Consider the following 12240-nt stretch of genomic DNA (forward strand, 5'->3'; position numbering starts at 1 on the left):
TGCACTCCTATTCAGAATGTAAGAGGACTACAGATTTGAGCAATCTGTAGATGGTCCTCTCACCATTTTATTTATTCGTTGATTTTATGCTTATTTGTCGTTGATTGCAGCTAGTCCAGGTAATTCTTTCCCTTCAAGCAACTCTAAGCTTGCACCGCCACCTGTTGAGATGTGAGTGAATTTGTCTGCAAAACCTAATTGTTCCGCAGCAGCTGCAGAGTCACCGCCACCGATGATCGTTGTAGCATCTTCAAGGTTAGCGATTGCTTCACAAACACCGATCGTACCTTTAGCGAAGTTACTCATTTCGAATACACCCATTGGTCCGTTCCATACAACTGTTTTCGCACCTTGTAATGTATCAGCAAATAATTTAACTGAAGCAGGACCGATGTCTAATGCCATCAAGCCTTCAGGAATATCTCCTTCGATGACTTGTGTTTCTACATCATTTGAAAATTCAGGGGCACAAACGTTGTCGATTGGTAAAACTAATTTGTCGCCAGCTTTTTCGATCAATTCTTTTGCTAAAGCTACTTTATCTGCTTCAACTAAAGAGTTACCGATCTTGATGCCTTTTGCTTCGTAGAATGTGTAAGTCATTCCGCCGCCGATCAAGATTTTGTCTGCTTTAGGAATCAAGTTTTCGATGACACCGATTTTATCTGAAACTTTCGCTCCACCTAAGATCGCGATCATCGGACGTTTTGGTTCTTCAACTGCTTCGCCGATGAACTTGATTTCTTTATCCATCAAGAATCCAGCAACTGTTGGGATACCTGTTGAAGCGATCCCTACGTTTGAAGCATGCGCACGGTGAGCCGTACCAAATGCATCATTGACAAATACATCGCCTAAAGAAGCCCAGTATTTACCTAGGTCAGCATCATTTTTGCTTTCTTTTTTGCCGTCGATGTCTTCAAAACGAGTGTTTTCAAAAACAACTACGTCTCCGTCTTTCATGTCAGCAATTGCTGTTTCTAATTCTGAACCACGAGTTTCAGGAACGAAAGTTACTTCTTTACCTAGCAATTCGCCTAAACGTTTTGCAACTGGTGCCAAAGATTTTCCTTCTTTGTCTTCTTCTGTTTTCACACGTCCAAGGTGAGAGAAAAGAATCGCTTTTCCGCCTTGCTCCAACACATAATTGATTGTTGGTAACGCAGCTTTGATACGTGTATCATCAGTGATGACGCCGTCTTTCAAAGGAACGTTGAAGTCAACACGGACAAGGACTTTTTTATCTTTTAAATCAATATCTTTGACTGTTTTCTTAGCCATTTGATTTCCTCCTAAAATAAACATCTTATCAAAAAAAGCGGAGAAGCGCGATTGCTTCCCCGCTTTTAAGTGTACATGGATATAGGTTACACTTGTACGATTTATCTTATAAGTTAGCGAAGTATTCTAAAGTACGTACTAATTGTGCAGTGTATGACATTTCGTTGTCGTACCAAGCAACAGTTTTAACTAATTGTTTGTCACCAACAGTCATTACTTTTGTTTGAGTAGCATCAAATAATGAACCGTAAGTCATACCAACGATATCTGAAGAAACGATTTCGTCTGTGTTGTAACCGTAAGATTCGTTAGCTGCTTCTTCCATTGCAGCATTTACTTCATCAACTGTTACGTTTTTATCAAGAACTGTAACTAATTCTGTTAATGAACCAGTTGCGATTGGTACACGTTGAGCAGCTCCGTCTAATTTACCGTTCAATTCAGGGATTACTAAACCGATTGCTTTAGCAGCACCTGTTGAGTTAGGAACGATGTTTGCAGCAGCAGCGCGTGCACGGCGGAAGTCACCTTTAGGATGAGGTCCGTCAAGAGTCATTTGGTCACCTGTGTAAGCGTGGATAGTTGTCATTAATCCTTCAACAACACCAAATTTGTCATTCAATGTTTTAGCCATAGGAGCTAAACAGTTAGTTGTACATGAAGCACCAGAGATAACTGTTTCTTTACCAGTTAATGTTTCATGGTTTGTGTTGTAAACGATTGTTGGTACATCGTCTCCACCAGGAGCTGAGATAACAACACGTTTAGCACCAGCTGTTAAATGTTTTTCAGCAGCTGATTTTGAAGTGAAGAAACCAGTACATTCTAGAACGATGTCTACGCCTAGTTCGCCCCAAGGTAATTCTTCAGGGTTACGGTTAGCTAATACTTTAACTTCTTTTCCGTTTACGTTGAATGAACCTTCGTGAACTTCAACTGTTCCGTTGAAACGTCCTTGAGTTGTATCGTATTTTAACAAGTGTGCCAACATTTTAGCATCTGTCAAATCGTTGATTGCTACTACTTCGATTCCATCTACATCTTGGATACGACGGAACGCTAGACGTCCAATACGTCCAAAACCATTAATACCTACTTTAACTGTCATTTAAGATTTCCTCCTTATGAAAATCAAAAAAATATTTATTTTAAAGGGATACCCCTTTTAAAATCTCATTAGCAGCGGCTTCATCTGTGATGAGCCACGTTTGTTTTGGTGCATTATTCATATACGCTCGAATTGCTTTGGCTTTGGCTTTCCCTCCTGCAACCGCAAGAATGATCGGGACTTTAGCTAAGTCTTTTAATTCGATGCCGATTCGTGGGACTTTATAAACGACTTCTCCTTTTTCATTGAAGAAATAGCCAAAAGATTCCGCAACGGCATTGGCTTGTTTCAACATCAGCAATTCTTCTTCATTCATCTTTCGTCGCGCTGCCATATGCAACGCCCGTCCAATACTATGAATAACACAATTTGCCTGACTTATCAAGTTTAAAACTTCTTGTATAGACGGCTCATTGAGTAATGAATTGTAAGTAGCCAAGCTTAATTGTTCCGGCACATATAGTGCTCGGTGTTTTCCATTTGCCTTTGTAGCCATTCTAGCACTGACTGAGTTCGCTTGTACAGTAATCGCCTCACCGATCCCACCTCGCGCAGGAACAAACAAATTATGGCGCTTGCTGTTTTCTAAGCTAGTCAATTGCTCTGCAACGATCGCCATCGTCGTTCCTCCCATGACTGCGATGATATTATCACCTTCAGGAAGTAGTAGATTCAGTGATTCGTCTAAGGCTTCGCCAAAAGCATCTGCTACTTTTGGTTGTTGTTCACTGTTTCCAGAAACAACGATACAGCGCTGGTTTCCAAAATACTCAGATAGTTTCATTTCAATCTGATGCATTCCTAAAAGTTGGTCCATAAAGCCTTCGAGGCTTTGATAGACTTCCTCTCCTTTTTTCGTCAGCGTCATACCACTTTTAGAGGCGTTGATCAGTTCAAGTTGTTTGAGCAGATCCGTTTCTGTTCGTAAGACACGTTCGGTCATGCCCATGCTTTCCGATAAACTACGACGACCAATTGGCTGCATCCAGTAAATATTGCGCAAAATCTTATAGCGTTCTTGCAAAACATCCATGATGTCTGGCGCAACAGCTTCAATCAGTTTCAATTCATCTAACATAGCGATCTCCTTAGTTGGACATTTTTCGTCCAATGTAGACTCAAAACGACCCATGTGATCTAAAAAAATAAATCGGACTTTCCAACTTGCACGTTTTCTACTAGGAAAATCTCAACCTCACATGACATAGTCTAACAGTTTTGTCCGTATTTATCAACAAAAAAAGACTAGAAAAATGTTTAAGATTCTTCCAGTCTTTCATTCAATTATCTATCATACCGTTTTCTTTTCGATGAACTAGGGATTCCTAACAAGTCACGATATTTGGCGACTGTTCGTCGAGAAATCGAAATTTTGTCATTTTTCAGTAGTTCTACTAATTTTTGGTCAGATAATGGTTTGCTTTTATCTTCCGCATCCACTAGTTCTTGGACTTTTTTCTTTGCGGTATCTGCTGATAGGTCTTCAGTACTCTCTGCATTTGTAGGTTGGAGTCTCGTCGTAAAGAACTTTTTCAATTCGAAGACACCAAAATCGGTTTCAAGATACTTGCCATTGACTGCTCGACTGACCGTTGATTCGTGGACGTCGATTTCTTCTGCGACTTCTTTTAAGGTCAATGGGCGGATCGGTCGTGCGACATTTGTAAAGAATTCTTTTTGCCGAGAAACAATGATTTGCGCCACGCGCATGATCGTATCACCGCGTTGCAAAATCGTTTTTTGCAGCCATTCAAATTCTTGTTTTCGTTCGTTCAAATAGGCTTGAGTCTCTTTATCTGCTTTTTTTTGCATCTGTTGAAAATAGGCTTCTTGAAAACGTACATTCGGCTGGTTGCCTCGATTTGAGATGACTTGGACTTCTTCACCTATTACGACAACTTTGACATCGGGAATGATATACAAACCGCTACTATGGTCAAAGACTCGTCCAGGACTTGGACTAAGGGTTTGGATATAGTCAAAGATCTGTTGTACATCGCTTAATGGAATCGCAAAATGTTGGGCGATCTCTTTCCATTTGCGTTCGACTAATTGATCAAACCATTCTTCCAAGACGATGTAAGCCAATTCGGGCGCATAATCGTCTCTTTCGGTTTGTAACATCAAACATTCTTGTAAACTTCGCGCCCCAACACCTGCTGGCTCTAACTGCTGGATCAGCGTCAATGCGTCAAGCATTTGGATCGGTGTCGCATTCGTTTGTTGGATGGCGTCTTCTAAAGAAATAGTCAAAAAACCATTCAGGTCGATATATTCGATCAAATATAAAATCAACTTACGTAAGAAAGTATCTCGGTAATTCAAATGGACTTGTTCGATCAATGATTCAAAAAGTGAGCCTGTTGTATCAGGAATTTGATTCAAGTAGCTCATCTCTTCTCCCTCATAACTGGCATTACGTTTTTGGTAATCGGGTTGCCAATCCGGTTCGATCACTTCTACTAAGGGGTTTTCCAACGCCTGATTTTCAACAAAAGCCAGTAGCTCTTCGCTGTTATACTGCAAGACTTGGATGGACTGTTGGAGCTGTTGTGTCATGGCAAGTTTTTGTGTTTGTTGTTGTTTTTGTGAAAAATTTTGTTCAAATTTCATTTTTTTGTCCATTCCCCTTGTAATTTATTTTTGATTTCGATACAATTGTTGCAGTGCTTGCGTCCTTAGTGTAGTGGATATCACGTAAGATTCCGGTTCTTGAGACGGGGGTTCGATTCCCTCAGGACGCGTCTATTGTTATCTTAGCATATTTGTGAAGATTTTGCTTTCAAATTTCTAAGAAAAAAAGCGGTTTTCCTATCTAGGAAAACTGCTTTTTTTGATTTCTTCATGGGATTTCAAAAAGTAAACCAATCTTCTATGTAACTATAGTAGAAATGATTCGTTAAAGGTCCAGGAGTATAGCGCTCTGTCACACCCTCACCTTGACGAAGCGTTAAACCGTTTCTTAAAGTGGCTGTTTTTTGATCATAAAAATCACCATTGATGAGATAAAATATTCGGTTAGGGTCCTCTAAATAAGCAAATACATCCCCTGTAAAATGTTTTTCCAATCCTTGATCAGCGGATTTCAACTGAACGGATAAAATTGACTTGATTGCTCGGAAATTTCCACTTTCGCTCGTTTCACAGTATAACAATAAATTTGGTTGGTATACTCTGTTGACAGTTATGTTTTGAGAAAAGATACGGTAGATTGCCCCATTATGTATTGCGCTTTGCACCATTTGCTCAGTATAGCCGAGCTGTTTTTTAGCTTCTTCTTCGGTTAGTTGATATTCTCTCGAAATGACACGAAGCAGTTGCTGAAAATCCAACTTACTGGACATTGTACGATATGTATTTTCTTCATTTTTCGTTGAAAGATTCAAAGAGGTTTGCTCTTTTGGTGATGAATGGACCAAGAGAAACAACCCAAATAAAATCACAAGAAAACCGATTACTTTTATTCGTATTGACTTTTTCATTGATTACTCCTATTTATTTGTTATTCTTCTGTCTATAATCATAATCAGAAATAGCCAATGAAGCAAAGAGTTTTTATAAAAAACAATCGTTTTTTATTTTCCGACTTGATTCTATAACTTGTTTCCTCAAGAAGTCACTACAGCAGTGTTTGACCACGAGAAATAAAGCACCATCCACGAAAATTATTTTTCAAATTTTGGTGGACGGCGACTTATTTTTCGAAGAGTTACTTCTGTTTCCGCGGTTTATTCGATTTTAAATGGTGCGAGAGGATTATTGTCCCACTCTCTTTCATTTTTTATCAATCATAAGGAACATAATCTTCGTAACTTTCTTCGTTGTTCAAGGCTTCATTTTCAATAAAATAGTTCATACCGCCCATCAATTCCGAACTCATTGGTCCGTTTAAAGATAAATCATGACGTTCAATCATTTCCCGGTATTCATCTGCACTGATCACCGCACCGGTTTTCAAGCTTTTGTATTGCTTCGGTGTTTCCTCCACTTCTTGATCCAACTTTGAAAAATCTGTTTCTTTGTATGTCACGAAATAGCCATGAGAAAGTTTCCGTTCGACTACTTCATTGCATTCAGGACAGCGGATCGGCATTTCTTTTTCTCGATGCTTCACAATGTGACGTACTTCATTATAATAGAATTTGGTCTGACAATTGGGACATTTTAATTGATCATCTAACATATCGATCGTCTCCTTTTATATTTGATTGTCATGTCTCAGTTTCACTTTCATCATACTCTTTTTTACAACAAATGAAAAAAGATTCGCTGACATCACCTAATGCTTTTCTCTGAAACATTTCTATAAACCACAAAAATATGCCTTCATCCTTAAGGAGAAACACTTTTGGTTTCTAGTTGACGTTCTGCCTTACTCTCTAGGACTTTTTCTTTTATTCTAATACAAAAAAACTGCAAGGCTACTTTTACAAGTAACTTGCAGTTTTTTGTGATTTCTCTTACTTATTCTTCTGGGAAATCTTCGTCTTCAAATTCTTCGTCTTCTTCGTCATCGTCTTCGATAATGCTTAGATCTTCTTCGATGTTTCCTGGGATTTCTTCTTCGTCGTCTCCAGTATCTGCACCAATTTCTTGTAAGTCTGAATTGTATGCAGCGATTTCTTCATCATCGTCATCTTCATCTTCAAAAAGATCATCATCGTCTTCGTCAGACAGATCAGTATCTTCTGGGTCATCATCGTTATAATCGATGGCATCTTCGTCATCATTGATAAAGGCATTGACTTTTTTGCGTTTACGACGACGTGGTGTATCCTCGTCTTCTTCGTCGATTCCATGGTTGACTTCTTCATCGATCGAATCGATGGCATACCATGAACGCAAGCCCCAACGATTGTCGCCTAATGAAATAAAGCTACCGTCGATATTTAAGTCAGTATAAAATTGTGCGAGTGAATCACGAATGTCACTATCTGATTTGCCAAGATATGTTTGAATCTCATTTGCTAAATCAGAAAAGTCCATCACATCACCACGCTGCTCTAAGATCGCGTGTGCGACTTCGATCATTGATAATTCGTTTTTGTTTGCACCTTCAAATACACTAATTTCCAATCAGGACACGTCCTTTCACAGTCTACTCCTTATCATACAAAATCACAGGTAAAAAATCAAACGTTTCTTTGCTATTTATGCAGTAAAATCTAAGACCATCTCATATTCGCCTATTTTTTCGACACCCATGAACAAATCGTAATCGATCATGACTTTGCCAGCCGTTGGACGATCTTTTAGACTGACATGTAGTTCTTTTGTGTATGTGTCGACTTGGATCATTCCATAAGGCGTGCGGTAATGGGTTTCTAGACGCTCCCGATAGGCAAATTTTAGACGCATACGCATTTCACCAGCACGGATCAATTGCACGTGACCATCTGGCATGATCTTGATTGTGACAGGAATTTCTTCTTGTCCTTCTTGGATCTCTTTATAGCGTATGTATAAGGTATCGCCAATTTTGACCATTTGTCCTTTCAGATCAAAATAAAAATCTTGTTGCTCTCCTTGTTGTTTCACTTTTGTACGTAATTGTATCGAAATCGGTAATCCAGATCGTTCCATTTGACATTCTCCTTTTCTCATAGCTACATTGTTCCCACTTTCCACTGATTTGTCAACCGACAGGTATAGAGAACAGATAACTTTTTTCATCTCTTCTTTCTTATTTTGGAGTATAATGAAGAAAGAAGGAGTGATACTCCTGTATATTAGAATGAGTTGAGGTTGTAACAATCGCTGCTCAAGCAGATTTAAATAGGAGTTGAGTACATGACGTCCATCATTTTGGATCAAGAAGTCTACCAAACAAATGATTTTTCTCCGTTTGCTTTAACGGATATTTTAACAGAGTATGCCAAAAAAAATCAACAAACTTTTCTACATTTTTGGCAATATGAACAGACGATCATCCTCGGTATGAAGGATACCCGAACCCCTTTTTTATCTGAAGGGATCAAGGTCATCCAAGATGCGGGATTTACACCGGTGATCCGCAATGCTGGTGGACTAGGTATCGTTTCAGACCAAGGGATTTTGAATATCTCGTTGATTTTCCCACAAGAAGATGAGAACAAGATCTCGATCGATGAAGGATATGAACAGATGCTCGCTCTTACTCGTCAGGCTTTTCCTGTTTATGCAGACAAAATAGAAGCCTATGAAATCAAAGATTCTTATTGTCCTGGTACCTACGATCTCAGTATCAATGGTAAAAAATTTGCCGGGATCGCACAACGGCGGATCAAAAACGGGATCTCTGTGATGATGTATCTGAGCGTGAATGGGGATCAAGAAAAACGAGGCGAACTGATGCGACAGTTTTATCAACAAGCATTGAAAGAACAATTCGGTACAAACGGCTATCCTGCGGTGGCACCTACAAGCATGGCGACACTAGAAAAGTTATTCGATACACCGTTGACCGTTGCTCAAGTAAAAGATTCATTTATCCAAGCGTTCACTACATCTTATCCAACAAGTATTTCTATGGGGTCTGACATTTGGCAAGAAGCGAATGTTTCGCCAGATGAATGGCACGGACAAATTGAACGTATGACCCAACGAAATGCACTAAAGGAGCTGGCTTATGACAACACCTTATAAATACAAACTATTACCAATGGAAAAAGTCTTTAGAGATCCAGTGCATAACTACATCCACGTGCAACATCAAGTGATTTTAGACTTGATCAATTCGAAAGAAGTCCAGCGATTACGACGGATCAAACAACTCGGTACTTCGTCATTTACTTTCCATGGCGCAGAGCATAGCCGTTTCACTCATTCACTCGGTGTATACGAAATCTCCCGACGCATCTGTGACATTTTTTCAAGAAATTTCTCCATTGAAAAAATCGGTCCTTCTGGTTGGGATGATCGGGAACGTCTCGTGACTTTATGTGCCGCCTTACTCCATGATATTGGCCATGGGCCTTATTCACATACCTTTGAACATATTTTCCAGACCAATCATGAAGCAATCACTGTAGAGATCATTACTTCGCCAGAAACGGAAGTCTATCAGATTTTGAATCGTGTCGAAGAAGGTTTTCCTGAGAAAGTGGCTAGTGTGATCCAAAAAACATATCCAAATCCACAAGTCGTCCAAATGATCTCTAGCCAAATCGATGCCGATCGTATGGATTACCTTTTACGTGATGCCTACTTTACAGGTACAGAATATGGAACGTTCGATCTGACAAGGATTTTGCGTGTGATTCGCCCCTATCAAGGTGGAATCGCCTTTTCCATGAATGGGATGCACGCAGTAGAAGATTATATCGTCAGTCGCTATCAGATGTATGTTCAAGTATACTTTCATCCAGTTTCTCGGGGAATGGAAGTCGTCTTGGAGCATCTATTGCATCGTGCCCATGAACTTTATCACCAAGATGATGATAGTTTTGCACGTTATTCACAGTTACTGTTGCCATTTTTAGATGGCACATTTAGTTTAGATGAGTACTTAAAGCTGGATGATGGCGTCTTGAATACGTGTTTCAGTCAATGGACGGATTCATCTGATCCAATCCTTAGTGACTTAGCCAAACGCTTCTTAAATCGTAAACCATTGAAATCAGCGATGTTTTCTGGTGATCGTCACTCACCACTGATTGCTGAATTGACCTCTTTGGTCGAAAAAGTGGGCTACAATCCAAACTATTATACAGCCATCAATTCAAGCTATGACCTGCCTTATGATTTTTACCGTCCAGAAGAAGGCAGACATCGCACACAAATTGAAATCTTGCGAAATGACGGAACTTTGGTAGAATTATCAGAGGTCAGTCAATTAGTTGCTGCACTCGCAGGGCAAGAACAAGGAGATGAACGCTTCTTCTTTCCAAAAGAAATGGTCGATCCTACCTTGCGTAATCACTATGATCTTTTTGATGAAACCTACCAAGATTTTGCGCGTCATATCCATAATGGCGCATTGATTGAAGAAATAAACTAACTAAGGAGAATTTTATGTCTATCAAATTAGTCGCTATCGATATCGATGGCACCCTGTTAAACGAAAAAAGAGAAATCACACAAGAAGTAAAAGAAGCAATTGCAAGCGCTGTGGAAAAAAACGTGGCAATCGTACTATGTACAGGTCGTCCGCTTCCAGGAGTCAAAAACCAATTGAATGAATTGGGATTATACCAAGACAACGATTATGTGATCACTTATAACGGTGCGTTAGTCCAGCAAACAAAATCCGGCAAGATCATTGCTCGTCATGGCTTGACTTATGAAGATTTCTTGGAGATCGAAGTCATGGCCAGACGTGTGGGGAGTCATTTGCATTCGATCGATGATCAGACGATCTATACAACGAATCGTGATATCAGTCCCTATACTGTCCATGAAGCTTTTTTAGTCAACATGCCATTGAAATATCGGACAGCTGATGAAATGACACCTGATATGAGTATCGTGAAGATGATGATGATCGATGAACCAGCGATCCTAGATGCGGCCATCGCTCGTTTACCACAAACTTTCCGCGAAAAATATACAACTGTCAAGAGTTCACCTTTCTACTTTGAGATCTTGAACAAAGAAGCTAGTAAAGGCGCTGCTGTTGCTAACTTAGCCCAACATCTAGGAATCAAACAAGAGGAGATCATGGCAATCGGTGACAACGAAAATGATTTGTCGATGATCGAATACGCTGGATTAGGCGTGGCGATGGGAAATGCCGTTCCGTTGATAAAAGAAGCGGCTAATGTGGTTACTGCAACCAACGATGAACACGGTGTGGCTGAAGCAATCAAAAAATATGTCTTGTAAAAGTAATGAATAAAAACAGCTCATTTTAAAGTCCGAAGTATCGGCTCTTTCTTATGAGCTGTTTTTTTGTTCAATTTTGCTTCATCGCTAACCATTTTTCCACTGCCCAACGATGACTTCCTCGTTTTAATTTTTCTAAGGCAGTTTCAGGAGTGACCCACCAGATCGATTGGTCTTTTTCGGTTGGTTCCCCTACCTTTTGCCAACTCTTTGCTACATAAAAATAGCCAGGATTGTGGAAGTAAGTTTTTCGATGGTTTGAGTAAAAATATTCCGCTGCTTCCCCTAGATAACAAGAAATCTCTGCGCTGATCCCCATTTCCTCCAGTAATTCACGAGAAATCGCTTCTTCATTTGTTTCCTGTCCCTCTTTTTCACCGCCTGGCAAAAAAAAGGCACCATTTGGCGCTTCGATCATTGCGATTTTCCCATGTGTTTCGACAATGATATACGCTGCGTAACGGTCTTGGTAATTTGCAGACTCGTCTTTTTCGCCAAACATTGGGTTTTCCATAGGTATTGTCCCTTCATCTTTTTCTTTCTATTCTACATGAGAGTTTTCTCATAAACAAGCACAAACCCATAGCGTACTTGAAATTTTTGATATGATAATGTGGAAAAGGTAAAAAAGAAAGGAAGATATACTTATGAAAATGGCTCACACTTGCGTCCGCGTTAAAGATCTTGACGCTTCTTTAAAATTCTATCAAACAGCATTCGGCTTTGAAGAAAGTCGTCGTCGCGATTTTCCAGAAAACAAGTTCACGCTGGTTTACTTGACTTTACCAGGAGATGATTACGAATTAGAGTTGACTTACAACTATGATCATGAAGGCTATGATTTAGGAAACGGCTACGGTCATATCGCTATTTCAGTTGAAGACTTAGAAGCACTTCATGAAAAACATCAAGCAGCAGGCTTCAACGTGACTGACTTGAAAGGACTGCCAGGAACAGCTCCGTCTTATTACTTCGTTGTCGATCCTGATGGTTACAAAATCGAAGTCATTCGTACAAAATAAATAGAGCAATACTAAAAAACAGAGGAT

13 protein-coding genes and 1 tRNA gene are annotated in these 12240 nt (G+C 39.7%); 5 read left to right on the forward strand and 9 right to left on the reverse strand.

Going from position 1 to position 12240, the window contains the following annotated elements:
* Positions 1-90: 90 nt before the first annotated feature.
* The 4 genes from IGJ99_RS10070 to rpoN all read right to left on the reverse strand — a co-directional run bounded on the left by IGJ99_RS10070 (position 91) and on the right by rpoN (position 5002).
* Positions 91-1281 carry a phosphoglycerate kinase gene (locus IGJ99_RS10070; protein WP_010734863.1) on the reverse strand — a complete coding sequence of 397 codons (1191 nt, stop codon included), beginning with the start codon at positions 1279-1281 and terminating at the stop codon, positions 91-93.
* Positions 1282-1387: 106 nt separating this feature from the next.
* A complete protein-coding gene (gene gap / locus IGJ99_RS10075; RefSeq protein ID WP_010734862.1) occupies positions 1388-2389 on the reverse strand; it encodes a type I glyceraldehyde-3-phosphate dehydrogenase in 1002 nt (333 codons plus the stop codon).
* Between the two features lie 40 nt (positions 2390-2429).
* Positions 2430-3521: a sugar-binding transcriptional regulator gene (locus IGJ99_RS10080; RefSeq protein WP_171844984.1), complete on the reverse strand. Its 1092-nt coding sequence runs from the start codon at positions 3519-3521 to the stop codon at positions 2430-2432.
* A 152-nt stretch (positions 3522-3673) separates the two neighbouring features.
* A complete protein-coding gene (rpoN, locus tag IGJ99_RS10085; protein WP_438770802.1) occupies positions 3674-5002 on the reverse strand; it encodes an RNA polymerase factor sigma-54 in 1329 nt (442 codons plus the stop codon).
* Positions 5003-5061: 59 nt separating this feature from the next.
* Here rpoN and IGJ99_RS10090 point away from each other — a divergent pair.
* Positions 5062-5133 (forward strand) — tRNA-Arg (locus IGJ99_RS10090).
* A 108-nt stretch (positions 5134-5241) separates the two neighbouring features.
* On the opposite strand, the gene IGJ99_RS10095 is transcribed toward IGJ99_RS10090, so the two are convergent.
* The 4 genes from IGJ99_RS10095 to IGJ99_RS10110 all read right to left on the reverse strand — a co-directional run bounded on the left by IGJ99_RS10095 (position 5242) and on the right by IGJ99_RS10110 (position 7972).
* On the reverse strand, positions 5242-5871 hold the full coding sequence (locus IGJ99_RS10095; protein WP_019724552.1) for a hypothetical protein: 630 nt from the start codon (positions 5869-5871) through the stop codon (positions 5242-5244).
* A 302-nt stretch (positions 5872-6173) separates the two neighbouring features.
* Entirely contained in the window at positions 6174-6572 is a 399-nt protein-coding gene (locus IGJ99_RS10100) for a hypothetical protein (protein ID WP_010734858.1), read from the reverse strand.
* Between the two features lie 281 nt (positions 6573-6853).
* Complete coding sequence (gene rpoE / locus IGJ99_RS10105; protein WP_019723160.1) at positions 6854-7465, reverse strand: DNA-directed RNA polymerase subunit delta; 612 nt, start codon at positions 7463-7465, stop codon at positions 6854-6856.
* 75 nt (positions 7466-7540) lie between these two features.
* A complete protein-coding gene (locus tag IGJ99_RS10110; RefSeq protein ID WP_010734856.1) occupies positions 7541-7972 on the reverse strand; it encodes a DUF1934 domain-containing protein in 432 nt (143 codons plus the stop codon).
* Positions 7973-8179: 207 nt separating this feature from the next.
* Between IGJ99_RS10110 and IGJ99_RS10115 the strand changes: the two genes are divergently transcribed.
* From IGJ99_RS10115 to yidA, 3 genes are read left to right on the forward strand one after another with little or no spacing between them, the layout of a single operon-like run.
* On the forward strand, positions 8180-9013 hold the full coding sequence (locus IGJ99_RS10115) for a lipoate--protein ligase family protein (RefSeq protein WP_023520051.1): 834 nt from the start codon (positions 8180-8182) through the stop codon (positions 9011-9013).
* On the forward strand, positions 8997-10367 hold the full coding sequence (locus tag IGJ99_RS10120; protein WP_438770803.1) for an HD domain-containing protein: 1371 nt from the start codon (positions 8997-8999) through the stop codon (positions 10365-10367). The genes IGJ99_RS10115 and IGJ99_RS10120 overlap by 17 nt, the downstream gene beginning before the upstream one ends.
* Positions 10368-10381: 14 nt before the next feature.
* Complete coding sequence (gene yidA, locus IGJ99_RS10125; protein WP_010734853.1) at positions 10382-11191, forward strand: sugar-phosphatase; 810 nt, start codon at positions 10382-10384, stop codon at positions 11189-11191.
* Positions 11192-11261: 70 nt separating this feature from the next.
* Here the strand turns inward: yidA and IGJ99_RS10130 are convergent, their stop codons facing one another.
* Entirely contained in the window at positions 11262-11705 is a 444-nt protein-coding gene (locus IGJ99_RS10130) for an NUDIX hydrolase (RefSeq protein WP_023520053.1), read from the reverse strand.
* A gap of 133 nt (positions 11706-11838) precedes the next feature.
* Between IGJ99_RS10130 and gloA the strand changes: the two genes are divergently transcribed.
* The gene (gloA, locus tag IGJ99_RS10135) at positions 11839-12213 is read left to right on the forward strand and encodes a lactoylglutathione lyase (protein ID WP_010734851.1); all 375 of its coding nucleotides are present in this window, start codon (positions 11839-11841) and stop codon (positions 12211-12213) included.
* The last annotated feature ends 27 nt before the right edge of the window (positions 12214-12240 follow it).

It is taken from the genome of Enterococcus sp. AZ095b (assembly GCF_051714725.1).
Lineage (GTDB): Bacteria > Bacillota > Bacilli > Lactobacillales > Enterococcaceae > Enterococcus_B > Enterococcus_B pernyi.

Bases quoted from the DNA above. Each gene is read 5' to 3' on its own strand.
- yidA (WP_010734853.1), top strand. From the start codon at position 10,382: ATGTCTATCAAATTAGTCGCTATCGATATCGATGGCACCCTGTTAAAC.
- IGJ99_RS10095 (WP_019724552.1), bottom strand. From the start codon at position 5,871: ATGAAAAAGTCAATACGAATAAAAGTAATCGGTTTTCTTGTGATTTTA.
- IGJ99_RS10110 (WP_010734856.1), bottom strand. From the start codon at position 7,972: ATGGAACGATCTGGATTACCGATTTCGATACAATTACGTACAAAAGTG.
- gap (WP_010734862.1), bottom strand. From the start codon at position 2,389: ATGACAGTTAAAGTAGGTATTAATGGTTTTGGACGTATTGGACGTCTA.
- IGJ99_RS10100 (WP_010734858.1), bottom strand. From the start codon at position 6,572: ATGTTAGATGATCAATTAAAATGTCCCAATTGTCAGACCAAATTCTAT.
- rpoN (WP_438770802.1), bottom strand. From the start codon at position 5,002: ATGAAATTTGAACAAAATTTTTCACAAAAACAACAACAAACACAAAAA.
- IGJ99_RS10115 (WP_023520051.1), top strand. From the start codon at position 8,180: ATGACGTCCATCATTTTGGATCAAGAAGTCTACCAAACAAATGATTTT.
- IGJ99_RS10120 (WP_438770803.1), top strand. From the start codon at position 8,997: ATGACAACACCTTATAAATACAAACTATTACCAATGGAAAAAGTCTTT.
- gloA (WP_010734851.1), top strand. From the start codon at position 11,839: ATGAAAATGGCTCACACTTGCGTCCGCGTTAAAGATCTTGACGCTTCT.
- IGJ99_RS10130 (WP_023520053.1), bottom strand. From the start codon at position 11,705: ATGGAAAACCCAATGTTTGGCGAAAAAGACGAGTCTGCAAATTACCAA.
- IGJ99_RS10070 (WP_010734863.1), bottom strand. From the start codon at position 1,281: ATGGCTAAGAAAACAGTCAAAGATATTGATTTAAAAGATAAAAAAGTC.
- IGJ99_RS10080 (WP_171844984.1), bottom strand. From the start codon at position 3,521: ATGGGTCGTTTTGAGTCTACATTGGACGAAAAATGTCCAACTAAGGAG.